This is a genomic window from Streptomyces sp. NPDC059567 (assembly GCF_042735655.1).
Lineage (GTDB): Bacteria > Actinomycetota > Actinomycetes > Streptomycetales > Streptomycetaceae > Streptomyces.
This window is the reverse complement of the sequence record NZ_JBHWBS010000003.1, coordinates 33,145-57,353: the sequence shown is the minus strand read 5'-3', so window position 1 is coordinate 57,353 and position 24,209 is coordinate 33,145. Positions and strand designations below refer to the sequence as shown.

Here is a 24,209-nt window from a genome sequence, read left to right as displayed (position 1 = left end):
TGTGAGGCCGTCGTCGTCTTGGGACCCCTCCTCCGGCTGCCCGGGCGTCGCCGGGTGGTCCTCCCCACCCCCCACCGCTGGACGGCGGTGCGCGGGGGCATCCGGACCGGCGGTCCGGGCGGATGGGCGGATCAGCGGGCGGTGGCGAGCACCTGCGCCGTGCCGTCCGGCATTCCGGCGATCGCGACCCGCTGCGCGCCGAATTTGGCCGCGCCACCGTACCCGGCCAACGGGGCCAGACCGTGCCAGTGGCCTGCCTGGGTGCGCACGTCGTGGTAGACGTGTCCGTCGTTGCCGATGGCGAGCACCTGGGCGGAGCCGTCGGGCAGCCCGGCGATGGCGATGTCGCTGGCCGCCAGGCGGGAGGCCCCACCGAACCCGGCGAGCGGAGCGAACGCCGTCCAGGTGCCGTCCGCGCGCAGGACGCGGTGGTAGGTGTATCCGTCGTTGCCGACCGCGAGGACCTGCACGGAGCCGTCGCCGACTCCGGCGACGGCGACGCTGGTGGCGGACATCCGGCTCGTGCCGACGCCGTCGAGCGGGGCGAAACCGGACCAGGATCCGGAGGGGTAGCGGACGTTGTGGTACACGTTCTTGTCGTTTCCGACGGCAAGGATGTGGGCGTCGCCGTTCGGGGTGGTCCCGACGGCCACGTCGGCCGCCGCGAAGCGCGGCGCCCCGCCGTAGCCGTCGAGCCAGGCGAAGCCCGTCCACGAACCGCTCTTGAGGCGGACGTTGTGGTAGACGTTGCCGTCGTTGCCGACCGCGAGGACATGGGCGGAGCCGTCGGGGGCGCCGGCGATCGCGGCGTTGCTCGCCGCGAAGCGGGACGCGCCGCCGAAGCCGTTGAGCGGGGCGAAGCCGGTCCACGAGCCGCTGGTGTAACGGGCGTTGTGGTACAGGTTGCCGTCCGTGCCGACGCCGACGATCTGGGCCGAGCCGTCGGGGGTGCCGCTGATGCCGACGCCGTGGCCGTGGAAGTACGGAGCACCGTCGTAGCCGTTCAGCGGGGCGAACCCCGTCCAGGTGCCGTCGGCCCGTCGGTACTCGTGGAAGAAGCGCCCCTGCCACGACTCCTGGGTAGGGCCGTCCGTGATCCGGTGGTAGCGGTACGCGAGCATGCCACGGGAGTTGAGCTCCGAACGCGACACGTTGCGCTGACGGGTGGGCCCGCTGCGTCCGTACTCCTCCATGATGACGGCGGTCTGCCGGCTGCCGTCCGTCCACCCGACGAACAGCATCACGTGGGTGTCGATGTTGTTGAGGGCGTCGCCCGGCAGGAGCGCGTCAAGGCTGCCGAGACGCGTGGAGACACCGCGCAGCGTCCAGGTGTTGAGGCTCTCGGGAAGCTGCCAGGCCATGGAGACGAAGCCTGAGCAGTCCTGGCGGTAGCGACCGCCGGTCTTGCTGTCGTACCACCAACCCCACGGGCTCTCCAGTCCGTTGGGGCTGTACGGGACCCCCAGGTCGACCCAGACGCGGCCGCGCGCGAGGACCTGCTGGCGGGTGATGGGGTCGCCGAGGTCGCCGTTGCCGAGCGAACCGTTGGACGTGGGCCGGATCCACTGGCCCGACACCAGGGTGTCGGCGTGGGCCTGTGACGCGGCCGCGACGGGAACGACAGCGGCGGCCGCGACGGCGGTGGCACCGCGAAGGATTGAGCGCCTGCTGGGCATGAGTCTCCCCTTGAGGAATGTGCTGCATGACGGAAGGCGCCCCGGGTCTCACCGGCCTCCAGGGCACCTGGAGCGCCGCGCCATCCTCATCGAAGGGCTGAGCGATTGTCAATCTTTAGTGAAACCATGAGGATTCACCGTTCCCACTTCCCTTGATGAAAGCCCCCCATTCCACGTCGACTGTTCAATACACTGAAGCCGCCAGGAGATCCGATCGCCCCGGCGGCTCAGATGCCGCCTGCCATCGACGGGAAAGGCGGGCTGCGCGGAGCGACCCGTCGGTAGCCCTCGGGGGTGCATCATCGAACGTGGGGAGACCATCGACGAGGAGCGGCGATGCGGTTGTCCTTCCTTGAGCCCCTCTACGCGGAGCCGGGGCCCTATGCCTCCGTGTATCTGGACACCTCCCGAGACGCCGAGCATCCCGAGCGGGCGATCGCGCTGCGCTGGCAGCGATTGCGCGAGAGCCTGTCCCGTCAGGGCGCGGACGGGACGCTGCTGGACGTACTGGAGGAGGCGGTCGGCGCCGACGCGGAGGTGCCAGGGGTGCACGGGCAGGCGGTCTTCGCCGCGCACGGCACGCTCGTCCTCGACGGGGAGCTGCCCAGACCGCCCGAGCGCGATTCCGCGCGCTACAGCACGCTGCCGGACGCGATGCCCCTGGTCACCCAGCATGTCCCGGAGATCCCGTACATGGCCGTGGTCGTGCACTACCGCGGCCTCCCGACGGCCGAGGCCCACGGCTGGGTGACGCTGGAGGCCGAGACCGGCCGCTGGCCCACCTCCACCGTCACACCGGGTGAGCGGCTGCACCGCAGGGTCCCCGTGGCGACCTGGCACCGCACCTCCCTCCGGCTCGGCCACCGGCTGGACGAACAGGCGCGGCGCGCCCATGCCGACGCCGTCGTCGTGGGCGGGGACGAGTGGGCCTGCAACGTGCTCGTCCGCCGTCTGCCCCGCACGCTGCGGGACAGGGTCGTACGCGTGGGCGGCCGGACCCCCACCGAAACCGGACGCGCCCTGTTGGAGCCGCAGCTCGAGGCCGTCTTCCGCGGCCACATGGCCGCGCACGACTGGCAGCTGGTGCAGATCTTCATCGGCCGGCGCGCCGCCGGCGGACCCACGACGGAGGGGCTGACCGCCACCGTCGCCGCCCTGCAACGCGGCCAGGTCGCGGCGCTGCTCCTGAACCGACCGCCCGGGTCCTCACTGCGGCTCTGGGTAGGCCCCCACCCCACCCAGCTCGCCCTGACGGAGCCCGAGTTGATCTCCTTCGGCGTGCGGGCCCCGCACGAGGAACGCGCCGACGAGGCCTTCGTCCGCGCCCTCGTCGGCACCGGTGCCGAGCTGGTCGCCGTGCCCGAGAGCGAACTGGCTCTGCACGACGGCGTGGGCGCCCTCCTGCGGTACACCGACCCCGGAACCCCCTCCTGACGCCCCTCCGTGGTGACCCCACCGTGCGTCGACCACCGGTTCGACACTACGGGCGGGGACTGACAAGGGCCTCCGAGCGCCCCCGGCGCGCGGAGTTGTCGGTGCGGCTTGGTACAACTGCTCGCGTCATCCGATCAACGCCGTCCGGTGTCTGGAGCACTCATGACCATTTCGGGATATCTGCAGGAGTTCCACGGCCTGCCCGTGTTCCACTTCCCGGATCGTGACACCGCCGTCGAACTGCCGGAAGCCGCTTCCGTGGCCTGGCGCGTCTCCGGCCCGACGTACTGCGAACCCGACGACGAGCAGTGGGAGCAGTCCTTCGCCCGCTTCCTCGCGGACGTCGACACGGAGCGGGTCCGCGCGCTGATCGTCGGCGGCTGGGACGAGGCGTACGAGACCTCGTCCGCGGCGATCGTCGCCGCCCTCGTCGCGGCCAAGGACCGGCTGCCCGGTCTCGAGGCGCTCTTCCTCGGCGACATGGGATTCGAGGACTGCGAGATCTCCTGGATCCAGCAGTCCGATGTGACGCCGCTGCTCGCGGCCTACCCCGCCCTGCGGGAGTTCGGGGTACGCGGCGGTTCGGAGCTCGCCTTCCCGGCGATCCGGCACTCCGGACTGCGCACGCTCGTGGTGGAGTCGGGCGGTCTCGGTGCCGAGGTCGTCCGCGGCATCGCCGGGAGCGACCTGCCCGCGCTGGAGAAGCTGGACCTGTGGCTCGGCACGGACGAGTACGGCGGTGACTCCTCGGTCGCCGACCTGGAGCCGCTGCTCGCCGGCACCCGCCTCCCCGCCCTGCGCCATCTCGGGCTGCGCAACAGCGTCATCCAGGACGAGATCGCCGCCGCCGTGGCGAGCGCTCCGGTGGTCGCCCGGCTCGACCGCCTCGACCTGTCGATGGGCACGCTCACGGACGAGGGCGCCGAGGCACTGCTCGCGGGGCAGCCGTTGACCCACCTCACCCACCTCGACCTCTTCCACCACTATCTGTCGGAGAAGACGAGCGAGCGGATCGTCGACGCCCTCACCCCGCACGGTGTGACCGTCGACGTCGACGACGCGCAGGACCCGGAGGACGACGGCGACGGCGAGATCTACCGGTACGTCGCGGTCGCCGAATGACGCACTCCCCGCCCCTCGCGCACCCCCGCCTCGTCGTCGTCGGCAACCCGGCCAACCGCCGGGTCGCGTTCTTCCGCGACGCGGTGCGGGCCGCCGGGCTGCCCGAGGTGCGGGTCGAGCCCTGGCTCGACGTCCTGCGGGGCGGGGCACGGTTCCACCCGGGCGAGACGGTCCGGCTCGAATCTCCCGGCGAGGAGCCGGAGGTCGACCGGTTGCTGCGCGGCACGGACGACCCGACCCGGGTCGAGGGCACGGGGCGGTGGTACGAGTCGTTCACGGCGGCCACGGCGGAGCTCGCCCGGAGCGTGGGCGACGCCGGGGCGGTCCTCGTCGACGACTCCGCCGAGCTGGCGGTGCTGTTCGACAAGCGGCTCGCCCATGCCCGGCTGCGTGAGGCCGGGGTCCCGGTGCCGGAGTCGCCGACGTCGGGGGCGGACGCCCCCGCCGTACGGGGCTGGGCGGACGTCCGCGCCCTGATGGCGGCGTCCGGGCTGCGCCGGGTCTTCGTGAAGCTCGCCCACGGCTCGTCCGCCTCGGGGGTCCTGGCCGTGGAGACGAACAGCGCCGGCCGGGTGCAGGCCACCACCTCCGTGGAACGCGCCCCGGACGGGAGGCTCTTCAACTCCCTCCGGGTGCGCCGCTATACGACGGAGCGCGAGGTCGCCGCAGTCGTGGACGCGCTCGCCCCCGACGGGCTGCACCTGGAGCGCTGGTTGCCGAAGGCGGCGCAGGGGGGCCGGGTGGCCGATCTGCGCGTGGTGGTGATCGCCGGCCGGGCCACCCACACCGTCGTACGGACCAGTCGCTCCCCCATGACCAATCTCCATCTAGGCGGCACCCGGGGCGACTTGGGCGCCGTGCGCGCGGCTATCGCCGGCGCGGGCGGCCGGTGGGCGGACGCGCTCGACGTGTGCGAGCGGGCCGCCGCAGCCTTCCCCGGGACACAGTGCGTCGGCGTCGATCTGCTTCCGGCCGTCGGCTGGCGGCGCTTCGCCGTCGGCGAGGTCAACGCCTTCGGCGATCTCCTCCCCGGCCTCACCGGCCTCCCGGGCAGCGGCGCGGAGGGCCAGGACACCTACACGGCCCAGGTCTCCGCGCTCCTCCGCGGAAGTCCTTCTCGCACCACACGTACCACCCGCACCACAGGAACGAGCACCGCGTGAACCAGCCTCCCGCACCCGACATGAACGAGATCGTGGGCGGCCACGATCTTCTCCTGGTCACGCTCGACACCCTCCGGTACGACGTCGCGGCCGAGCTCGCCGCCGCCGGCCGCATCCCGAATCTGGCCCGGCATCTCCCCGGCGGCCGTTGGGAGCGCCGGCACGCCCCCGGCAGTTTCACCTACGCCTCCCACCAGGCGATCTTCGCCGGCTTCCTGCCGACCCCGGACGCCCAGGGCCCGCACCCCCGCCTCTTCGCCGCGCGGTTCGCGGGCAGTGAGAGCACCGCCGGCGGCACGTTCGTTCACGACACCCCCGATCTGGTCTCCGGTCTGGCGAAGGAGGGCTACCGCACCGCCTGCGTCGGCGGCGTCGGCTTCTTCAACGGCCAGGGCCCCCTCGGCTCCGTGCTGCCCGGTCTCTTCCAGGAGAGCCACTGGGAGCCCGACTTCGGCGTCGCCTCCCCCACCTCCTTCGAGTCCCAGGTGACCCGGGCCGAGGAGATCGTCGCCGCGCTCCCGCACGAGGAGCGCCTCTTCCTCTTCGTCAACGTCTCCGCGCTGCACCAGCCCAACTGGTTCCATCTGCCGGGCGCGACCCGGGAGTCCGGCGACACCCGCGCCTCGCACGCGGCGGCGCTCGAGTACGTCGACCGGCACATCGGCCGGCTCTTCGCCGCCATGAGCAGCCGCCGGAGCTGCTTCGCGATCGTCTGCTCCGACCACGGCACGGCATACGGGGAGGACGGCTTCACCGGTCACCGCCTCGGCCACGAGGTCGTGTGGACGGTCCCGTACGCCCACTTCTTCCTGGCCGGCTCGGAGCGGGAGGCGGTCGCATGACCGAGGCCCCGCGTCCGTACGAGAGCTATGTCTACGCCTACCCGCACAAGACCGCGTATCGAAAGCTCCCCGCCCCCGCGCCCTCGCTCGCGGCTCTGTGGGCGGACGAGCCGAAGGACACGCTCTCCCTCTACGCGCACATACCGTTCTGCGAGGTCCGCTGCGGCTTCTGCAACCTCTTCACCCGGATCGGCGCCCCGGACGAGCTGACCAGCCGCTATCTCGACGCGCTCGACCGGCAGGCGACCGCCGTGCGGGAGGCGCTCGGCGACGCCGAGCCGGTCCGCTTCGCCACGGCCGCCTTCGGCGGCGGCACCCCCACGTTCCTCACCGCCGGAGAGCTGGAGCGGCTCTGCGACATCGCGGAGAAGCGGATGGGCGCGGATCTGCGGGCCGTCCCGCTCTCCGTGGAGACCTCGCCCTCGACGGCGACGGCCGACCGGCTCGCGGTCCTGGCCGAGCGGGGCGCCACCCGGCTGAGCATCGGGGTGCAGAGCTTCGTCGAGGCCGAGGCCCGCGCCGCCGTTCGTCCCCAGCGCCGCGCGGATGTCGAGGCCGCGCTCGCCCGCATCCGGGACACCGGCGTCCCGGTCCTCAACATCGATCTGATCTACGGCATCGACGGCCAGACCGAGGAGTCCTGGATCCGGTCCCTCGACGCGGCGCTCGCCTGGGAGCCCGAGGAGCTCTATCTCTATCCCCTCTACGTCCGCCCGCTCACCGGCCTCGGCCGGCTCTCCCCGACCGCGGACCGGGAGTGGGACGAGCAGCGGCTGCGGCTGTACCGCCACGGCCGGGACCATCTGCTCGCGCGGGGGTACGAGCAGGAGTCGATGCGGATGTTCCGGCGCGCCGGCGCCCCGCCGCAGGGCGCCGACGACTACGCCTGCCAGACCGACGGGATGATCGGCCTGGGCTGCGGGGCGCGCTCGTACACCTCCTCGCTGCACTACTCCTTCGACTACGCCGTCGACATGAGAGAGGTCCGCTCGATCATCGACACCTACACCGGGACGCGGGACTTCACGCGCGCCCAGGTGGGCCGGTGGGTCGACGCGGACGAGGCGCGCCGCCGCCATCTGCTCCAGTCGCTGCTGCAGGCCCGGGGCATGGCCACGGCCGCCTACGAGGAGCGGTTCGGCACGTCGCCGTTCGCGGACTTCCCGGTCGAACTGGGCCGGTTCGAGGTGCTCGGCTGGCTGGATCCGACGGCACCGACCGGCCTGCTGCGGCTCTCGCCCGAGGGTCTGGCCCACTCGGACGCGCTCGGTCCCGCGCTGTTCTCGCCCGCCGTCCGGGCGGCGATGGCCGCCTACGAGCCGAAGTAGCGGGGGTGACGGCATGGACCTGACGATCCTCTACCGGGGCCCGCTCGCCTCCTGCGACTACGACTGCCCTTACTGCCCCTTCGCCAAGCGCCGCGACAGCGTTGAGCAGCTGCGCGCCGACCGCGCCGCGCTGGAGCGTTTCTCCGCGTGGGCGGCCGAGCAGACCGGCGACCGGCTGAGGATTCTCTTCACCCCGTGGGGCGAGGGCCTGGTCCGGTCCTGGTACCGGCGAACCCTCACCGAGCTGTCGCGCCTCCCGCACATCGAGCGGGTGGCGATCCAGACGAATCTCAGCTGTCGCACCGACTGGCTGGCCGAGGCCGACCCCGAGACCCTGGCGCTCTGGTGCACGTACCACCCGGGGCAGACGCCGTACGACCGCTTCCTTGCCAAGTGCCGTGAACTGGCCGCCCGGGGGACGCGTTTCAGCGTCGGGATCGTCGGCCTGCCCGACCACCGGGAGCACGCCCGGCGGCTGCGGGACGATCTCCCACCCGAGGTCTATCTCTGGGTGAACGCCGCCGAGGGGCACACCTACACCGATGAGGAGGCCGAGGGCTGGACGGCCCTCGACCCCCTCTTCCCGTACAGCCGTCATCCGCACCCCTCGGCCGGTCTCCCCTGCCGGACCGGCGAGTCGGTGATCTCGGTGGACGGTGACGGGACGGTGCAACGCTGCCACTTCGTGAAGGCCGAGCTCGGCAACCTCTACGACGGCTCGTACCGCGCGGCCCTGCGGCCCCGCGGATGCCCCCTCGCCGTCTGCGACTGCCACATCGGATACGTCCATCTGGAGACGCTGCCGCTGTACGACGTGTTCGCCGGCGGCGTCCTGGAACGGATCCCCGCCGCGCTCACAGAGGCATGAGGTCCGGGCGCTTGGCCTCCACGTAGTCCCCCGAGCTCTCACCCCGCAGCCGCCTGCCGATCCACGGCACGAGGTACTCCCTGGCCCAGTTGATGTCGTCGCGGCGCACCTCCAGCGTGCCGCGCGGCGGCAGCGGCGGCCACGGCTGGTCCGGGTCGGCCGGCACCTCCAGGCCGAGGACCTGGGCGGCGCGCAGCGCGACCCGGGTGTGGCCCTCGGGCGAGAGGTGCAGCCGGTCGTCGTCCCAAGCCCGCCTGTCCTGCACCGACTTGAGCGACCACAGGTCCAGGACCGGGCAGCCGTAGCGGTCGGCGATGGCCCGGACATGGGCCGTGTACGTGGCGATCTTGCCGCGCAGATGGCGCAGCACGGGTACGTCGCGGGTGTCGAAGCCGGTCGTCACCATGACCGTGCCGACGGCCGAGGTCAGATCGGCGACGGCGCGCTCGAAGCGCTCGGCGACGTCGTCCGGGTCGGTGCCCGGGCGGATGATGTCGTTGCCCCCCGCGCAGAAGCTCACCAGGTCGGGGGCGAGCTCCTTCGCCCTGGGGACCTGCTCCTCGACGATCTGGTCGAGGAGGCGGCCGCGTACGGCCAGGTTGGCGTAACGGAATGCGTCGTGCTCCGGCAGCTGGTCGGCGAGCAGGACCGCGAAGCGGTCCGCCCAGCCGACGTACTTCCCGTCGGGCCCGGGGTCTCCGACGCCCTCGGTGAAGCTGTCACCGATCGCCGCGTACGACCCGAATGCGTCCATGTCTCTTGATCTCGAATCGTCTGCCACGGGAGCTCATCTTTCCCTTATGGGTGTGACCTACGCGACCGTAAGGAGGGGTTGACGCCGGGTGAGATATGCCACCGGTCAAGATTCCGCCAAGCCGGAATACGGCGGAACGCGAAGGGGCCCGGCACACAGGTGCCGGGCCCCTTCGGGTGCTGGGTGTACGTCAGATGCTGACGCCGTGCGAGCGCAGGTAGGCCAGCGGGTCGATGTCCGAGCCGTAGCTCGGTCCGGTGCGGATCTCGAAGTGCAGGTGCGGACCGGTGGAGTTGCCGGTCGAACCGGAGAGACCTATCTCCTGGCCGCCCGTGACGGTCTGGCCGGCGGAGACGCCCAGGGAGGAGAGGTGGGCGTACTGCGAGAACGTGCCGTCGGCGTGCTGGATGACGACCTCGTTGCCGTACGAGCCGCTGTTGCCCGCGGAGTAGACGGTGCCCGCGCCGACGGCCTTGACCGAGGTGCCGGAGGAGGCGATGAAGTCCACACCGGTGTGGTAGCCGGAGGACCACATGGCGCCGGAGGCGCGGTACGGGGTGGAGACGCCGCCGCTGACCGGGGCGACCCAGCCGGAGGACGCGGCCTTGGCGGGCGCGGCCTGCGCCGGCGTGGACGCCGGGGCCTGGGTGGGCTCGACCGTGCCGCGGTCGCTGCTGCGGGAGCTGCGCTCGCCCGCACCGGTGGAGGACTTCTCCGCCTTGGGCGCGGCCTTCGGGGCGGCCTTGGGCGCGGCGGCCTTGGCCGTCGACTTGGCACCGAGGGTGAGCTTCATGCCGGGAAGGATCAGCGAGGGGTTCCCGCCGACGACCTGGCGGTTGTCCTCGTAGAGCTTCTTCCAGCCACCCGCCAGGTGGTGCTCGGAGGCGATCTTCGACAGGTAGTCGCCGCGGACGACGGAGTACGTCTTCGGCTTGGCGGCCTTGTCGGCGGCCGGGGCCTTCGCAGGAGCGGCGGCGACGGCGGCGACGGCCTGCTCGGGCGTCACGGTCGGGGCGCCCTTGTCGGCGGCGTGGGCTCCGGTCGCACCGAGGAGCGGCAGGGCGACGACGGCGCCACCGGTGCCGGCGGCGACGAATCCGCGCGTGATCGGGTTGACCTTGGGACGGCGATGCTTACCCTTTGCGGGCATGGCGAATTCCTCTCCGTCGCCTGCGAGGTGAGCTGTCGGGTTCGGACTGGAGATGTCCGGCCGCGCTCTCACGCGACTTAACCCCGAGCCGTCCGGATCGACCGGTTCGGCGTACTTACCTGGGTCCCCCGCTCCTGCCTTACGTGGATGGGTGCGGATTCCGGGCGGTGGCAGGATTCGGCGGTCCGACCGGATTGACGGTGACCGTAGACGAGCGGGGTCGGCGCGAACAAGCCACCGTTTTTCTCCCGCATTCAGGGCCGGGATATCCGCGCCGAATTCCGGTCACCCTCCGTGGAGGGTGGAACCTCGATTCCCTTTTCCGGCACGGAGCTTGCCCGGAACGATCAGGCACGGTCCGTCACTTTTATGACGCTGCTCACGCACCGGAACCCATCTCCCCTATTACCAGGGCGCGTTATACCTAAGGGCCCAATTCGGACAGAACACCCATTCCCATGCCCCGGGGGTGTGCGGAGCCGGCCCCACCCGGGATGATTGCCCCGGGAACCGATCTCGATCAGCCAACCTTCAGGAGCACTCGTGACGCAGCAGCTGCCGCAGGTCCCGTCGACCGAACCCGAGCTCACCGGGGTACGCAACTTCCGGGACGTGGGCGGCCTGCCGACCGTGAACGGCGGGGCGGTGCGGTTCGGACGCCTCTTCCGCAGCGGCCACCTCGCACATGCCACCGCGGAGGACGCGGCGTTCCTCTCCACCCTCGGGCTGCACACGATCTTCGACTTCCGCAACCAGGCGGACCGGAAGGTCGAGGGCCCGGACGTCGATCTTCCGGGTGTACGAAATGTGAACATACCGCTCAATGACCCGGCCGACGGCAAGGAGTTCTGGAAGCTGGTCAGCACGGGCGAGCTGGAGCAGCTCCGCGCCATCCTGGGCGACGGCAAGGCGGCCGCCCGAATGTCCGATTCGTACCGGAAGATGATTGTCGAGCGGACCGCGGAGCACAGCCGCATCCTGCATGCGATGGCCGAGGACAGCGTCCCCGCGCTGATGCACTGCGCGGCCGGCAAGGACCGCGCGGGCCTGTCGATCGCCATCTCGCTGCTCGCGGTGGGCGTCGAGCGCGAGGCGATCGAGGCCGACTACGTGAAGTCGAACGACCCGCACCGCCGGTACAAGGTGCGCCGCAGCTCCACCGCCGCGGACGCCATGTCGCCCGAGGTGATGGAGCTGCTCAGCCCACTCTTCGACGCGCGCGTCGAGTACCTGCGGGCCGCGTTCGAGACGATCGAGCAGCACTGGGGCACGGTCGAGAGCTACCTCACGGACGGCCTCGAACTCGGCCCCGAGACGCGGGAGCGGCTGCGCGAGCGGCTCGTCGTCGAGGCGTGACCCTGCCCGCTACTGGTTCCGCCCGCCGAGCATGAACAGCAGGTAGAGGAAACCGGCGAAGAGGTGCCCGGCCACCAGATAGGCGAAGAGCCGGAGCACCAGACCCTTGGGGAACTTGCCCCCGTCGCGCTCTTCGCCGGTGACGGGTGCGGACTTCTCGGACATATCGGCCCCTTCCGAAGGGCTCAGCGCAGATGCGGGGTTCCGTCGCCGAGGCACAGCTCGGCTGCGGGGCTCTGCATCAGCGTGTGGACGAAGAGCAGCTCGGCCCCGCCGCGGCCGGCGGCGCCGATGCGGTGCGGGGTGAGCGAGTCGAAGTGCGCGCTGTCCCCGGGGTCCAGGACGTGCACGGTGTCGCCGAGCGCGAGGCGCACCCGCCCTTCGAGGACGTGGAGCCATTCCTCCCCGGGGTGGACGCGCACGATGTCGGTCCGGGTGGCGTGCGGCACGTGGACCCGGAGCGCCTGCATCGCGCGACCCGGTCCGCCGGCCTGGCGGTAGATCCAGCCGTCGGCCTCGACGGGCTCGGACCGGCCCGCCCTGACGACCGGATCACGCTCCGGCGGAACCTCGCCCAGGAGCTCGGCGACCGTCGTACCGTAGATGCGGGCAAGAGCGAGCAGCATGGGCAGCGAGGGCTGCCGGCGGCCCGTCTCCAGCCGGGAGAGATGGGCCGGGGAGAGACCGGCCCGCTGGGCGGCGGCCTCCAGGGTCAGCCCGCGTCGTCGGCGCAGGGCGCGCAGCTGGGGCGCGACGTCCGGCAGGACGTCGGGCGCGTCCGGTGCGGCGGGGTCCGCGGACCGCTCCCCGGGGAGGTGCTCCATGCCTCCATTCCGCCAGGATCTTTCCTCTGAGGCAACTTTCTTGCCTCAGAGGCAAAACTCGGCGGGCGGGAGGCAGATCAGCGCTGCGCCACCGCCTGCTTGACCAGCGTCTTCCCGAAGTCCCACATCAGTCCGCCACCCCCGTGGGCGTCGTCCATCACGGCCGTGAACGCGGTCACGAAGCGGTCCACGTCCTCCTCGTCGATGATCAGCGGTGGGATCAGCTTGATCACCTCCAGATGGTCCCCCGACACCTGGGTGAGGATCCGGTGCCGCTGGAGCAGGGGGACGACGACCATCTGGGCGAAGAGCCCCTTGCGGGCCGCCTGCAGCATCGTCCACCGGCTGCGCAGCCCGAGCGAGGACGGCCGCCCGAACTCGATCCCGATCATCAGCCCGCGTCCGCGGATCTCCTTCAGCAGCTCGTAGCGCGGGACGAGCTCCTTCAACCGCGAGGACAGCAGCCCGCCCACCCGGCGCACATGGGCCACCGTGCCCTCGTTCTCCATGACCGAGAGCACGGCGAGCCCGGCGGCCATGGCCTGCGCGTTCGAACCGAAGCTGGCCGAGTGCACGAGCACCCGGTCCATGGACGAGTAGACCTTCTTGAAGATCCAGTCCTTGCCGAGCGTCGCGCCGACCGGCACATAGCCGCCGGAGAGCGCCTTGGCGACGCAGACCAGGTCCGGTTCGACACCGTCCTCGTGCTGGTACGCATAGAAGTCCCCGGTCCTGCCGAGCCCCGTCTGGACCTCGTCGACGATCAGCAGCGCGCCGCGTGCGTGCAGCAGCTCCTGGGCGGCGCGCAGGAAACCGGGCGGCGCCTCGTGCACCCCCTTGCCCTGGATGGGCTCGACGACGAAGGCGGCGACGTCCCCCTTGCGCAGCTCCCGCTCCAGGGCGTCCAGGTCCCCCAGCTCGATCGCCGTGTCGGGCAGCAGCGGGGCGAAGCCGTCCCGGAAGCCGTCCTCTCCGTTGACCGAGAGGGAACCGGTGGTCAGGCCGTGGAAGGCGTGGGAGCAGTACAGGACCCTGGGCTTCCCGATGGCGTACCGGGCGAACTTCAGCGCGGTCTCCACCGCCTCCGTGCCGCTGTTTCCGAAGAAGACCCGGTCGAGGTGCGGGCTGTGGGCGAGCAGCTTCTCGGCGAGGAGCCCGGGCAGGGGCTGGCAGTCGAAGCGGGTGAGGTCGGCGAGGGAGGCGTCCAGGACGTCGTGGAGGGCCTGGCGGACGACGGGGTGGTGCCGGCCGAGACCCATGACGCCGAAGCCGGCGAGCATGTCGAGGTGGTCGCCGCCGTCGGCGTCCCAGAAGTGGGCTCCCTCGGCCCGCACGTAGACCTTGTCGAAGCCGATGGTGTGCAGCATCCGCGGGAGCTGGTGGTTGAGATACCGGGTGTGCAGCTCGTAGCGCTCGGCGCCGCGTTCGGCGAGCAGCGCCGCGAGGTCGAACTCCTTGGTCATCGCCCCTTCTTCCGGGTCAGTGCCGCGCTGATGTCTCCGGCGATTTCCACCGGGGTGAGGCCGAGATCCGCCAGCACCTCACCGCGCTTGGCGTGCGCGAGGAACTGCTCGGGGATGCCGTACGTCCGCAGGGGTACGTCGACGCCCGCGTCGCGCAGGGCCTGGCCGACCGCCGCCCCGACGCCTCCCGTACGGCTGTTGTCCTCGACGACCGCGACCAGGCGGTGCCGCTCGGCGAGCGGGGCGAGGGCCTCGTCGACGGGCTTGACCCAGCGCGGGTCGACGACGGTGCACCGGATGCCGCGCCCGGCCAGCAGCCCGGCGGTCTGGAGGCAGACCTCCGCCATCACGCCGACGGCGACCAGCAGCACCTCCGCGTCCGGCTGCGGGTCGGGATCCGGCCGGGCTGCGGGATCCGGCCGCGGGGCGAGCAGGACGTCCATGGCTCCGATCCGCCCGACGGCCGGTACCGGAGCGCCCACGGTCTCCTTGGGGAACCGCAGCACGGTCGGGGCGTCGTCGACCTCGACGGCCTCGCGCAGCTGGGCCCGCAGCTGCTCGGCGTCGCGCGGGGCGGCGATCCGCAGGCCGGGCACGACCTGGAGGAGCGACAGGTCCCACATACCGTTGTGGGAGGCGCCGTCCGTGCCGGTGATGCCGGCCCGGTCCAGGACGAAGGTGACTCCGCACCTGTGCAGGGCGACGTCCATGAGCAGCTGGTCGAAGGCGCGGTTGAGGAAGGTCGCGTAGACGGCGACGACCGGGTGGAGGCCGCCGGCCGCGAGGCCAGCTGCCGAGACGACGGCGTGCTGCTCGGCGATTCCGACGTCCCAGACCCGGTCGGGGAAGCGCTCGGCGAACTTCGTCAGCCCGACGGGGTGCAGCATGGCGGCGGTGATCGCGACCACGTCCGGCCGCTCGGCCCCGATCTCGGCGATCGCGTCACCGAAGACGGAGGTCCAGGACGGGCCGCCGGACGGGGCCAGCGGCTCGCAGGTGAGCGGGTCCATGGCACCGACGGCGTGGAAGCGGTCGGCCTCGTCCTCCAGCGCCGGGCCGTAGCCGCGGCCCTTCTGGGTGAGGCAGTGGACGAGCACCGGCCCGTGGAAGCGCTGGGCGCGGCGCAGCGCGGACTCGACGGCTCCGACGTCGTGGCCGTCGACGGGGCCGACGTACTTCAGGCCGAGGTCCTCGAAGAGGCCCTGTGGCGCGAACGTGTCCTTGAACCCCTTCTTGGCACCGTGGAGCGAGCCGTACAGCGGCGGTCCGATGACGGGTGTGTGCTGGAGGACGTCCTTGCCCCAGGCGAGGAAGCGCTCGTAGTCGTCGGTGGTCCGCAGGGCCGCCAGGTGGTGGGCGAGGCCGCCGATCGTGGGCGCGTAGGAGCGCTCGTTGTCGTTGACGACGATGATCAGGGGCCGGTCCTTGGCGGCGGCGATGTTGTTGAGCGCCTCCCAGGCCATGCCGCCGGTGAGGGCTCCGTCGCCGATGACGGCGACCACATGGTCCGGGCGGCCGGACACCTCGTTGGCCTTGGCGAGGCCGTCGGCCCAGCCGAGGACGGTCGAGGCATGCGAGTTCTCGATGACGTCGTGCGGCGACTCCTCCCGCGAGGGGTAGCCGGAGAGTCCGCCCTTGCCGCGCAGCTTGGAGAAGTCCTGGCGGCCGGTGAGCAGTTTGTGGACGTAGGTCTGGTGGCCGGTGTCCCACAGGATGCGGTCGGCGGGCGAGTCGAAGACCCGGTGCAGGGCGAGCGTGAGCTCCACCACGCCGAGGTTGGGGCCCAGATGGCCGCCGGTCCTGGCGACGGCGTGGATCAGGAACTCTCTGATCTCCTCGGCCAGTTCGTCGAGCTCGGCCTCGCCGAGCGGCCGGAGGTCCCGCGGCCCCCGGATGTTCTCCAGAATCGTCATGCTCGGCCCCCTTCGACCTGTCGACCCAGCGTCCTGCCGCGCGCCCGGGGAGTCCTGGACGGGGCTCCCCGAGCGCCTCTTCTCACCCTCGGTTGCCGGAGACGGTCTCGCGGGCCGCCCGCAGGGACTCCTTGAGCGAGCCCATGGTGGCGAGGACGGCGGTCGGCTCGTATCCGCAGTGCGCCATACAGTTGGCGCAGCGCGGGTCCTTGCCGCGGCCGTACTTGTCCCAGTCGGTCTCCTCGATCAGCTCCCGGTACGTGGGGACGTAGCCGTCGCTCATCAGGTAGCAGGGGCGCTGCCAGCCGAAGAGCGAGTAGTTCGGGATCGCCCACGCGGTGCAGGGGAAGTCGGCCTTGCCCTCCAGGAAGTCCAGGAAGAGCGGCGAGTGGTTCAGCCGCCAGCGGCTGCGGTTGCCGCCGGCGAAGGCCTTCCTGAACAGCTCCCGGGTCTGCTCGACGCCGAGGAAGTGCTCCTGGTCGGGGGCCTTCTCGTAGGCGTAGGCGGGCGAGATCATCATCTCGTCGACCTGGAGGTCGTCGTTGAGGTAGTTGAGCACCTCGATGATGGTCTGCGGGGTGTCGGTGTTGAAGAAGGTCGAGTTGGTGGTGACCCGGAAGCCGCGCCGCTTGGCCTCCTTGATCGCCGCCACGGCCTCGTCGAACACGCCTTCCTTGGCGACGGATTCGTCGTGGCGCTCGCGCAGCCCGTCGATGTGCACCGCGAAGGCGAAGTACGGGGAGGGGGTGAAGTTCTCCAGCTTCTTGCGCATCAGCATCGCGTTGGTGCAGAGGAAGACGTACTTCTTCTTCGCCACCAACTGGCGAACGATCTCGTCGATCTGAGGGTGCATCAAGGGCTCGCCGCCCGCGATGGAGACCATCGGCGCCCCGGACTCCAGGACCGCGCCGACGGCCTGCGCGACCGGCATCCGCTGCTTGAGCACACCCGCCGGGTGCTGGATCTTTCCGCAGCCCTCGCACTTGAGGTTGCAGGCGAACAGGGGCTCCAGTTCGACGATGAGCGGGAACTTGTCCCGCTTGCGGAGCTTCTGTTCGAAGAGATAGGTCCCGACCCGGATGGTCTGACGGAGCGGCATGGCCATAACTCGCTCACCTCCTGGGGAGCAGCAAAGAACGGTGCCATTCGAAGAATGCGGGAAGGACGGCACGAAGAACACGGAAAGCCGATATTCCACCGCGTACCGTGCCGATCCGGACCAGTTCATGTTCTGGAGCGTCCACGACCACCCGTACGGCCGCAACCGGGCGCGGTCCGGCGGCCAGCGCGGTGCCGAGCGTGGCGGCGGACTCCATGTCCACCGCGATGGCTCCGGTGGCCCGCAATTCGGCCCGCTCGTGGCCGCGGACGACATGACCGGAGCCGGTCAGCGGGCCGGTGTGGACGGTGCTGCCGGGCAGAGCCCGGGTCAGGGCCTTGACCAGCAGTTCCGTACCGGTGCAGGCGGTGGTGGCGTCGGGGCCCCGGGTCTCGTCGGCCACGATCAGATCCCCGGGGTGCATCCCGGGGGCGAGTCCGGCGCAGAAGCCCGAGGCGATGACGACGGCGTCCCGCCAGGGCTCCCGGTGGAGCGCCCGGGACACGGCGCGGCGGGCACGGTCGGGGCCCATGCCGGTGCGCACCACGGTGAACGGGCCGGGCGCGCCGCCCCGGTCACCGCTGCGCAGGGCGAGCTGCTCGATGCCGAGCGCGCATGCGATCAGCAGCGGCGGCACGCCACCGGAAGAAGGCCCCGGCTCCTCGGCCATCACCCCTCCCGGGAGACGGCGGGTTCGCCGTTCACATAGCGCCCGAGCGCCGTGAGCGGGAACACCTGCCGGTAGAGGTGGTAGTTGATGGAGAAGTCCCAGGGGAAGCCGGTGCCGGTGAAGTACGGCTCGTCCCAGGACCCGTCCGTGCGCTGTGTCTCGGCCAGCCACGCGATGCCGCGCTCCACGGCCTTGGACTCGCGCCCGCCGGCGGCGAGCAGGGCGAGCAGGGCCCAGGCGGTCTGTGAGGCGGTCGAGGCACCGTGCCCGATCCAGGGCTGTTCCTTGTACGAGCGCAGGTCCTCGCCCCAGCCACCGTCCTCGTTCTGTACGGACTCCAGCCAGGCGACGGCGCGGCGGATCGCGGGGTGGGAGCGGGGCAGCCCGGCCGCGGTGAGCGCGGGGACCACCGAGCCCGTCCCGTAGACGTAGTTGACCCCCCAGCGTCCGAACCAGGCGCCGCTCGGCTCCTGTTCGGCGAGCAGCCACTCGACTCCCCTGCGCGTACGGGGGTGCTGGGCCTTGCCCTCGTAGGCCAGCATCTCCACGACATGGGCGGTGACGTCGGCCGACGGCGGGTCGATGACCTCGCCGAAGTCACAGAACGGCAGCCGGTTGGGGAAGGGGCTGGTGTTGTCCGCGTCGAAGGCGGCCCAGGCGCCGTTCTTCGACTGCATCCCGGCGGTCCAGCGGGCGCCGCGGGCGATGGCCGCCTCGACGCCGGCGGGGTCGGGGTGCTTCACCCGGCGCAGGGCGAGGATGACCTCGGCGGTGTCGTCGATGTCCGGGTAGTTGTCGTTGTGGAACTCGAACGCCCAGCCGCCCGGGGTGAGATGGGGCCTGCGCACGGCCCAGTCGCCGGGCTTGACGATCTCCTCGCCCAGCATCCAGTCGACGGCCTTCACCAGCGCCGGATGGTCGGCCGGCAGGCCGGCGTCCGCGAGGGCGATGGTGGCGAGGCAGGTGTCCCAGACGGGCGACTGACAGGCCTCGATCATGCGCGCGCCGTCCTCGCGCCACACGGCGAAGCGGTCGAGGGACTCGAGCCCGGCCCGCATGACGGGGTGCTCCAGGTCGTAGCCGAGCAGATGCAGGGCGATCACCGAGTAGACGGCCGGGGGCTGGATGCCGCCCCAGCAGCCGTCGTTCTCCTGGCGCTCGACGATCCAGCGGGCGGCGACGTTCATGGCCGCCTTGCGCAGTCGGCGCGGGGCCACCTTGTGGTAGACGTGCAGCGCCTTGTCGATCCGCTGGAAGGCGCCTTCCCAACTGGCCACGGAGGCCGACGGCTTCGCCGGATTCGGCCGGGCCGGATCGGTGTGGAGCTCGTCCAGCGGGAAGGGCGCGGGGCGTACGGGCCGCTTCGCGGAGACCACGGTGAGCGGCACGATGGTCTGCCGGGCCCAGCAGCCGAAGTCGTAGATGTTGAGCGGGAACCACTTCGGCAGGAAGATCAGCTCGGGCGGCAGTTCGGGCAGGTCGTCCCACTTCCACCAGCCGAAGAGGGCGAGCCAGATCCGGGTGAAGACCCGGGAGGCGGCGATCCCGCCCCGCTCGCGGATCCAGGCGGCGGCCCGGGCCATGTGCGGGGCCTCGGGCAGGTCCCCGGCGAGGCGCAGCGCCACATACGCCTCGACGGTGGTGGAGAGTTCACCCGGCCCGCCGTGGAAGGTCGCCCAGGTGCCGTCCTCGCGCTGCTCGCCCCGGATGAAGAGGGCGGCCGCGTGCGTGGTGGCGGCGTCCCGGATGCCGAGGAACTGGCGCAGCAGGAGGTCCTCTGCGTCCATGGTGACGTTGGTCTCCAGATCGCCCTTCCACCAGCCTTCGGCGTCCTGGCGGCCGAGCAGATGCTCGACGGAGCGTCCCGCCGCCCGTTTCGCGGCCTCTTCGAGGCCGGTCGCGAGCGCGGTGTCGGTGGTGTCGCTGGCCGCGGCCGCTTGGGGGCCCAGAGCCCCGGCGCTTCCGTCGGTCGTCGCTGTCATGGCTTCCCCTTCGTGCAGTCGAATACTTCTGCTTCCTCGGGTCTGCCGTCGGCCGATGCCCGGTGGCACCGGCCGGCGACTGCGCACTCATATCAGGATGATGGTGCTCATCTCTTCCGTACGACGACGAAGTCGGCGAGCGCGGTGAGCTGCGCCCTGACCCGCTCGGGCATGTCGACCTCGTTCAAGGCCTGGATGGCGATGGTGTGCTGGCGGCGGGCCTCCTCGGAGGTCCACTCACGACCGCCGGCCTCTTCGATGAGCGCCGCGCGCGTGGCGAACTCCTCCTCGGAGAACGAGTCGAAGTCGGTGCTCTTGGCGTCGGCGGCGAGCAGTTCGCCGAGCTTCTCGGACGCCGGTCCGCCGGCCGCGAGGGCGGCGACGACGGGCAGGGACTTCTTGCGCTGGCGCAGGTCGCTCCAGGTCTGCTTGCCGGTGGCCTCGGGGTCGCCCCAGATGCCGAGCAGGTCGTCGACGGCCTGGAAGGCGAGGCCGAGGTGGTAGCCGTACTCCTCCAGCTTGTCGGCCGTGCGGTCGTCGGCTCCGCCGAGGACAGCACCGATGGAGACCGCGCAGGCGAGCAGGGCGCCGGTCTTGTTGCCCTCCATCTCCAGACACTCCTCGACGGTGACCCGGTCGCGGTGCTCGTAGGAGATGTCCTGGGCCTGCCCGTCGATGAGCTTGCGGCTCGCGGTGGTCAGCCGGCGGGTGGCACGGCCGGCCTCGACGGTGCCGAGTTCCAGCAGCAGCTCGTTGGCGAGCGCGAAGAGGGCGTCGCCGACGAGGATCGCCTGCGCGGGGCCGTGCACCTTCCAGACGGTGTCGCGGTGACGTCGCTGCTCGTCGCCGTCCATCAGGTCGTCGTGCAGCAGCGAGAAGTTGTGGACGAGCTCCACGGCGACGGCTCCGGGGACGCCGACCTCGGGGGCGACGCCGGCCGCCTCGGCGGACAGCAGGGCGAGCGCGGGCCGGACGGCCTTGCCGCTGTCCCCCTCGGTGGGGTTGCCCTGCGCGTCGATCCAGCCGAAGTGGTAGGCGGCCACGGTGTCCATGGGCGGTGCGAGCCGGTCGACGGCCGCCCGCAGGACGGGGGTGGACAGGGTCCGCCCCCGCTCCAGCAGAGCGGTCACGTCCGCGGTGTCGACGGCCGGATTCACCGGGGGCACAGTCGGCACGGTCTCTCCTCTTGTTCCAGTACTCACACTCATACCGCCTCCTGCAGCGGATGTTCATGGCGGCGGCCGAGGGCGGAGAGCGCGGCGCCCGCTGCGCTGAAGCCGCTGCGAACGGCGCCCTCCATGGTCGCGGGCCAGCCGGTGGCGGTCCACGCGCCGGCCAGGTAAAGGCCGGGGGCGTGGGTGCGGGCGGCGGGGCGGAGCCGGCCGACGCCCGGCGTGGGGGCGAACGTCGCCGTCCGCTCCCGGGTGACGAAGAAGTCCCTGATGCCCGCGGTGCGGGCGGCGGGCAGCAGCCGCTCCAGCTCCGGGAGGTAGCGCTCGCGGAGCACGGAGACCGGCTCGTCGATCTCGCTCTGCGCGGCGGACTGGGAGACGGCCAGGTACTGTCCGCCGCCCTTGAGACCGGAGGAGTCGGTGCGGTCGAAGACCCACTGCACCGGGGAGCCGAGCGCCGTGAAGAACGGCTGCTTGAGCACCTTGCGGTCGTAGACGACGTGCACGTTGAGGATGGGCGCGGTGCCGATGTCGAGGAGCCGGTCGGGGTCGTCGAGGGCGCCCTCGGGCAGCAGCTCGCGGGTCTCCCGCTGCGGCACGGCGAGCACGACGGCGTCGGCCTCGATGGTCTCCCCCGGCACCTCGACGCTCCACCGGCCGTCGTCGGTACGGGAGATCCGCTCGGCCTTGACCCGCAGTTCGGTGCGTACGCCGAGGGAGTCGAGGGCCTTGCGGGCGAGGGTGTCGTGGAGTTCGCCGAGGGGGACGTGCGCCCAGCCGATGTCGGCGGCGCCCGGCTCGGAGAGCAGGCCGGTCTTGAAGACCATCGCGGCCAGGCCCATGGAGGCGTGTGGCGCGGTGGCGTTGAGGGTGGCGACGCCGACCAGGTCCCACAGGGCCTCGACGGCGCGCGGGGACTGGCCGTGGCGGCCGAGCCAGGTGGCGAAGTCGATGCCGTCGAGGGCCGGGTCGGCGGGGTCGAGCGCCTTGAGCGCGAGCGCGGCGCGCCCGACGCTCGCCCGCTCGACGAGGGAGAGGTGCGGATAGGTCGCCAGGCTCTTGGCGAGGTGCAGCGGTACGGGCAGGGCGGTGCGGCGCAGCCGGCCGAGGCGGGGGCCGCGGGGGTGGCCGACGTCGAGGACGGGCACGTCCAGTCGGTCCTGGAGGGGCGCGAGGTGGGCGCCCTCGACGCGGTCGAGGAACCAGCGGTAGGCCGTGCAGCAGCGCAGGTAGACGTGCTGCCCGTTGTCGACGGTGAGCTCGCCGCGGCGGAAGGAGAACGCGAGGCCGCCGAGTCGCGGCCGGCCTTCGAGCAGCGTCACGCGCAGCCCGGCGTCCGCGAGCTGCAGTGCGGCGGTGATCCCGGCGAGGCCGCCGCCGACCACGACGGCGTGCGGTGCCTGCGGCACGGACTCGTCGGTGGTCATGCGCTCCCCCTTGCGGCCGTCGCAGTCAGGGACGCCGCCGTGCGGCGCCGGGTTGCCCGGTGCCCCGGCTCGTGGACACGCATCACGCGCGCCTCCTGATGGTCCGTCGGGAGATGTGGCGGGTGTCCAGGCCGGAGAGGCCGCGCACCGCGACGTACGCCTTCTCGCGGCCGGGCAGCGAGACGCGGCCGCGCAGCACCGCCTCGGGGTCGCGCTCGATCCGGTCGAGCAGGCGCCGGTAGATCCCGGCCATGGCCGCGACACAGGCGCCGCTGCGCCGGTCCAGCATGGGCAGGAGCCGGTAGCCCTCGGCGAACAGAGCGCGGGCGCGCCGGACCTCGAAGTGCACCAGGCCGGTGAAGTCGGCCCCCTCGGGCGGGGTCTCGCTCGCGAAGCCGTCGCCGCAGCCGAACTTGGCCAGGTCGTCGGCGGGCAGGTACGTGCGCCCGTTCCCGGCGTCCTCGCGGACGTCGCGGAGGATGTTGGTGAGCTGCAGGGCAAGGCCGAGCGTGTCGGCGTACTCGGGGGCCCTCTCCACTCCCTGCGCGCCGGGCTGGGTGCCGAAGACGCCGAGGGAGAGCCGCCCGATGGCACCGGCGACGCACCGGCAGTAGACCTTGAGGTCGTCCCAGGTCTCGTACGTCTCGCCGCGCACGTCCATCAGGACCCCGTCGATGAGTTCGTCGAGGCCGCCGAGCGGGATCGGGAAGCGGCGGGAGGCGTCGGCGAGGGCCACGGCGACGGGGTCGGTGTCGTCGTCGTCGACCTCGTCCCGGCGGATCCGCTCCAGCAGCGCGCGGGTGGATTCGAGCCGGTCCCGCTTCGCGTCGGCCGCGAGGGTGCCGTCGCCGATGTCGTCGACGCGCCGCGAGAACGCGTACAGCGCCGACATGGCCTGCCGCTTCTCCGTCGGCAGCAGTCGGATGCCGTAGGCGAAGTTGCGGGCCTGCTGTCCGGTGACCGCCTCGCAGTAGCTGTACGCGGCCTGTACCGGCGCCGACGTCTCCGTCTGTCCTTCCACGGTCCGGCTCACCCCTCTCTCCGCGCTCTGAGCAGGATCGATCCCGCTTCGCGCATCAGACTCGGCTTGGTGGGCTTGGGCGGCGTCGGCAGTACGTCGTACCCGCCTCCGGCGGCGGCGATCGCGTCGAGGGCGGCGAGTCCGCCGGCCGTGAAGCCGGCGAGCAGCAGGCGCAGCCTGCCGTGGACGCTGGCCACCAGCGGGGCACCGTCGTTCAGCAGCTCGCGGGCGCGCTGTGCCTCGAAGGCGATCAGCGCGCGGACCGACGCGCCGGCGGTGGGCTGGGCGAGGTCGGCCTCGGTGACGTGGAAGGCCTTCATGTCCTCGGCGGGCAGGTAGATCCGGTCGCGGCCGAGGTCCTCGGCGACGTCCTGGAGGTGCTCGACGATCTGCAACGCGGTGCAGATGTCGTCGGAGTGGCGGATGCGCTCGGGGGTGGCGGTGCCGGTGATCCCGAGGACGAGCCGACCGACGGGGTTCGCCGAGAGTTCGCAGTACGCGAGGAGGTCGTCGTACGTCTCGTAGCGGCGCACCAACTGGTCCTGGCGGTTGGCCTGGATCAGGCCCAGGAAGGGCTCGGGGGTGAGGCCGCGGCGGCGCACGGTCGGCTGGAGGGCCAGGAGCAGGGGGTGGCGGGGGACGGAGTCGAAGACCCGCAGCAGATCGGCCTCGAAGGCGTCCAGCATCGCGAGCCGGTCCTCGGCACGCTCGGGGGCGACGCCGAGGTGGCGGGCGTCGGCTCCGCCGGGTGCGAGATCGCCGTCGCCGATGTCGTCGACGAGACGGGCGTAGCCGTAGACGGCCATGAGGTCGTCGCGCCAGGCGCGCGGCAGGAAGAAGGGGGCCACGGGGAAGTTCTCGTCCGCGGCCTTGTCGAGCGTGGTGCGCGAGGAGGCGTCGTGGCGCACCTGCCGGGTTCCCGTCACTGGGGGCTGCCCGACGCGG

General features: G+C 71.8%; 21 protein-coding genes and 1 riboswitch. Of the genes, 7 read left to right on the top strand and 14 right to left on the bottom strand.

Annotation, left to right across the window (positions count from 1 at the left end; genetic code table 11):
• Positions 1-131: 131 nt before the first annotated feature.
• On the bottom strand, positions 132-1,676 hold the full coding sequence (locus tag ACFVZW_RS02755; RefSeq protein WP_384515729.1) for a hypothetical protein: 1,545 nt from the start codon (positions 1,674-1,676) through the stop codon (positions 132-134).
• 336 nt (positions 1,677-2,012) lie between these two features.
• Here ACFVZW_RS02755 and ACFVZW_RS02750 point away from each other — a divergent pair, with 336 nt between their 5' ends.
• The 6 genes from ACFVZW_RS02750 (at position 2,013) to ACFVZW_RS02725 (ending at position 8,433) form a co-directional block, all read left to right on the top strand.
• Complete coding sequence (locus ACFVZW_RS02750) at positions 2,013-3,110, top strand: hypothetical protein (protein WP_384515726.1); 1,098 nt, start codon at positions 2,013-2,015, stop codon at positions 3,108-3,110.
• A 162-nt stretch (positions 3,111-3,272) separates the two neighbouring features.
• The gene (locus tag ACFVZW_RS02745) at positions 3,273-4,232 is read left to right on the top strand and encodes an STM4015 family protein (RefSeq protein WP_384515724.1); all 960 of its coding nucleotides are present in this window, start codon (positions 3,273-3,275) and stop codon (positions 4,230-4,232) included.
• Entirely contained in the window at positions 4,229-5,395 is a 1,167-nt protein-coding gene (locus ACFVZW_RS02740) for an STM4014 family protein (protein ID WP_384515721.1), read from the top strand. The genes ACFVZW_RS02745 and ACFVZW_RS02740 overlap by 4 nt, the downstream gene beginning before the upstream one ends.
• Before the next feature lie 20 nt (positions 5,396-5,415).
• A complete protein-coding gene (locus ACFVZW_RS02735) occupies positions 5,416-6,237 on the top strand; it encodes an STM4013/SEN3800 family hydrolase (protein ID WP_384516029.1) in 822 nt (273 codons plus the stop codon).
• Complete coding sequence (locus ACFVZW_RS02730; protein ID WP_384515718.1) at positions 6,234-7,565, top strand: STM4012 family radical SAM protein; 1,332 nt, start codon at positions 6,234-6,236, stop codon at positions 7,563-7,565. The genes ACFVZW_RS02735 and ACFVZW_RS02730 overlap by 4 nt, the downstream gene beginning before the upstream one ends.
• Before the next feature lie 13 nt (positions 7,566-7,578).
• Positions 7,579-8,433: an STM4011 family radical SAM protein gene (locus tag ACFVZW_RS02725; RefSeq protein WP_384515715.1), complete on the top strand. Its 855-nt coding sequence runs from the start codon at positions 7,579-7,581 to the stop codon at positions 8,431-8,433.
• Here ACFVZW_RS02725 and ACFVZW_RS02720 read toward each other — a convergent pair.
• Positions 8,420-9,214, bottom strand: coding sequence for an SGNH/GDSL hydrolase family protein (locus tag ACFVZW_RS02720; RefSeq protein WP_384515712.1), 795 nt, complete (start codon positions 9,212-9,214; stop codon positions 8,420-8,422). The genes ACFVZW_RS02725 and ACFVZW_RS02720 overlap by 14 nt on opposite strands.
• A gap of 163 nt (positions 9,215-9,377) precedes the next feature.
• Positions 9,378-10,337 (bottom strand): peptidoglycan DD-metalloendopeptidase family protein, encoded by a 960-nt coding sequence (locus ACFVZW_RS02715; RefSeq protein WP_384515709.1) that lies wholly within the window; start codon positions 10,335-10,337, stop codon positions 9,378-9,380.
• Positions 10,338-10,341: 4 nt separating this feature from the next.
• Positions 10,342-10,514: riboswitch (cyclic di-AMP (ydaO/yuaA leader) on the bottom strand.
• Positions 10,515-10,880: 366 nt separating this feature from the next.
• On the opposite strand from ACFVZW_RS02715, the gene ACFVZW_RS02710 reads away from it, so the two are divergent.
• The gene (locus ACFVZW_RS02710) at positions 10,881-11,693 is read left to right on the top strand and encodes a tyrosine-protein phosphatase (protein ID WP_384515706.1); all 813 of its coding nucleotides are present in this window, start codon (positions 10,881-10,883) and stop codon (positions 11,691-11,693) included.
• 9 nt (positions 11,694-11,702) lie between these two features.
• Here ACFVZW_RS02710 and ACFVZW_RS02705 read toward each other — a convergent pair whose 3' ends face one another.
• The 11 genes from ACFVZW_RS02705 to hpnC form a co-directional block, all read right to left on the bottom strand.
• A complete protein-coding gene (locus ACFVZW_RS02705) occupies positions 11,703-11,858 on the bottom strand; it encodes a DUF6126 family protein (protein ID WP_384515704.1) in 156 nt (51 codons plus the stop codon).
• 20 nt (positions 11,859-11,878) lie between these two features.
• Positions 11,879-12,517 (bottom strand): XRE family transcriptional regulator, encoded by a 639-nt coding sequence (locus ACFVZW_RS02700; RefSeq protein ID WP_384515701.1) that lies wholly within the window; start codon positions 12,515-12,517, stop codon positions 11,879-11,881.
• A 77-nt stretch (positions 12,518-12,594) separates the two neighbouring features.
• The gene (locus tag ACFVZW_RS02695) at positions 12,595-13,980 is read right to left on the bottom strand and encodes an aspartate aminotransferase family protein (RefSeq protein ID WP_384515698.1); all 1,386 of its coding nucleotides are present in this window, start codon (positions 13,978-13,980) and stop codon (positions 12,595-12,597) included.
• Positions 13,977-15,893, bottom strand: coding sequence for a 1-deoxy-D-xylulose-5-phosphate synthase (dxs, locus tag ACFVZW_RS02690; protein WP_384515695.1), 1,917 nt, complete (start codon positions 15,891-15,893; stop codon positions 13,977-13,979). Before dxs ends, ACFVZW_RS02695 begins: the two co-directional genes overlap by 4 nt.
• Before the next feature lie 82 nt (positions 15,894-15,975).
• Positions 15,976-16,998 carry an adenosyl-hopene transferase HpnH gene (gene hpnH / locus ACFVZW_RS02685; protein WP_384515692.1) on the bottom strand — a complete coding sequence of 341 codons (1,023 nt, stop codon included), beginning with the start codon at positions 16,996-16,998 and terminating at the stop codon, positions 15,976-15,978.
• A gap of 7 nt (positions 16,999-17,005) precedes the next feature.
• Positions 17,006-17,662: a 1-hydroxy-2-methyl-2-butenyl 4-diphosphate reductase gene (locus tag ACFVZW_RS02680; RefSeq protein ID WP_384515689.1), complete on the bottom strand. Its 657-nt coding sequence runs from the start codon at positions 17,660-17,662 to the stop codon at positions 17,006-17,008.
• On the bottom strand, positions 17,662-19,644 hold the full coding sequence (gene shc / locus ACFVZW_RS02675) for a squalene--hopene cyclase (protein ID WP_384515686.1): 1,983 nt from the start codon (positions 19,642-19,644) through the stop codon (positions 17,662-17,664). Before shc ends, ACFVZW_RS02680 begins: the two co-directional genes overlap by 1 nt.
• Before the next feature lie 107 nt (positions 19,645-19,751).
• Positions 19,752-20,852 (bottom strand): polyprenyl synthetase family protein, encoded by a 1,101-nt coding sequence (locus ACFVZW_RS02670; RefSeq protein WP_384515682.1) that lies wholly within the window; start codon positions 20,850-20,852, stop codon positions 19,752-19,754.
• On the bottom strand, positions 20,849-22,243 hold the full coding sequence (gene hpnE, locus ACFVZW_RS02665; protein WP_384515679.1) for a hydroxysqualene dehydroxylase HpnE: 1,395 nt from the start codon (positions 22,241-22,243) through the stop codon (positions 20,849-20,851). The genes ACFVZW_RS02670 and hpnE overlap by 4 nt, the downstream gene beginning before the upstream one ends.
• Before the next feature lie 82 nt (positions 22,244-22,325).
• A complete protein-coding gene (hpnD, locus tag ACFVZW_RS02660) occupies positions 22,326-23,276 on the bottom strand; it encodes a presqualene diphosphate synthase HpnD (RefSeq protein ID WP_384515677.1) in 951 nt (316 codons plus the stop codon).
• Positions 23,273-24,190 (bottom strand): squalene synthase HpnC, encoded by a 918-nt coding sequence (hpnC, locus tag ACFVZW_RS02655; RefSeq protein WP_384515674.1) that lies wholly within the window; start codon positions 24,188-24,190, stop codon positions 23,273-23,275. The genes hpnD and hpnC overlap by 4 nt, the downstream gene beginning before the upstream one ends.
• Positions 24,191-24,209 lie beyond the last annotated feature (19 nt).

Excerpts from the sequence above, each read along its gene's own strand:
- ACFVZW_RS02755 (WP_384515729.1), bottom strand. The coding sequence starts at position 1,676 with ATGCCCAGCAGGCGCTCAATCCTTCGCGGTGCCACCGCCGTCGCGGCC.
- ACFVZW_RS02750 (WP_384515726.1), top strand. The coding sequence starts at position 2,013 with ATGCGGTTGTCCTTCCTTGAGCCCCTCTACGCGGAGCCGGGGCCCTAT.
- ACFVZW_RS02745 (WP_384515724.1), top strand. The coding sequence starts at position 3,273 with ATGACCATTTCGGGATATCTGCAGGAGTTCCACGGCCTGCCCGTGTTC.
- ACFVZW_RS02740 (WP_384515721.1), top strand. The coding sequence starts at position 4,229 with ATGACGCACTCCCCGCCCCTCGCGCACCCCCGCCTCGTCGTCGTCGGC.
- ACFVZW_RS02735 (WP_384516029.1), top strand. The coding sequence starts at position 5,416 with ATGAACGAGATCGTGGGCGGCCACGATCTTCTCCTGGTCACGCTCGAC.
- ACFVZW_RS02730 (WP_384515718.1), top strand. The coding sequence starts at position 6,234 with ATGACCGAGGCCCCGCGTCCGTACGAGAGCTATGTCTACGCCTACCCG.
- ACFVZW_RS02725 (WP_384515715.1), top strand. The coding sequence starts at position 7,579 with ATGGACCTGACGATCCTCTACCGGGGCCCGCTCGCCTCCTGCGACTAC.
- ACFVZW_RS02715 (WP_384515709.1), bottom strand. The coding sequence starts at position 10,337 with ATGCCCGCAAAGGGTAAGCATCGCCGTCCCAAGGTCAACCCGATCACG.
- ACFVZW_RS02705 (WP_384515704.1), bottom strand. The coding sequence starts at position 11,858 with ATGTCCGAGAAGTCCGCACCCGTCACCGGCGAAGAGCGCGACGGGGGC.
- ACFVZW_RS02700 (WP_384515701.1), bottom strand. The coding sequence starts at position 12,517 with ATGGAGCACCTCCCCGGGGAGCGGTCCGCGGACCCCGCCGCACCGGAC.
- ACFVZW_RS02695 (WP_384515698.1), bottom strand. The coding sequence starts at position 13,980 with ATGACCAAGGAGTTCGACCTCGCGGCGCTGCTCGCCGAACGCGGCGCC.
- dxs (WP_384515695.1), bottom strand. The coding sequence starts at position 15,893 with ATGACGATTCTGGAGAACATCCGGGGGCCGCGGGACCTCCGGCCGCTC.
- hpnH (WP_384515692.1), bottom strand. The coding sequence starts at position 16,998 with ATGGCCATGCCGCTCCGTCAGACCATCCGGGTCGGGACCTATCTCTTC.
- ACFVZW_RS02680 (WP_384515689.1), bottom strand. The coding sequence starts at position 17,662 with ATGGCCGAGGAGCCGGGGCCTTCTTCCGGTGGCGTGCCGCCGCTGCTG.
- shc (WP_384515686.1), bottom strand. The coding sequence starts at position 19,644 with ATGACAGCGACGACCGACGGAAGCGCCGGGGCTCTGGGCCCCCAAGCG.
- ACFVZW_RS02670 (WP_384515682.1), bottom strand. The coding sequence starts at position 20,852 with ATGAGTGTGAGTACTGGAACAAGAGGAGAGACCGTGCCGACTGTGCCC.
- hpnE (WP_384515679.1), bottom strand. The coding sequence starts at position 22,243 with ATGACCACCGACGAGTCCGTGCCGCAGGCACCGCACGCCGTCGTGGTC.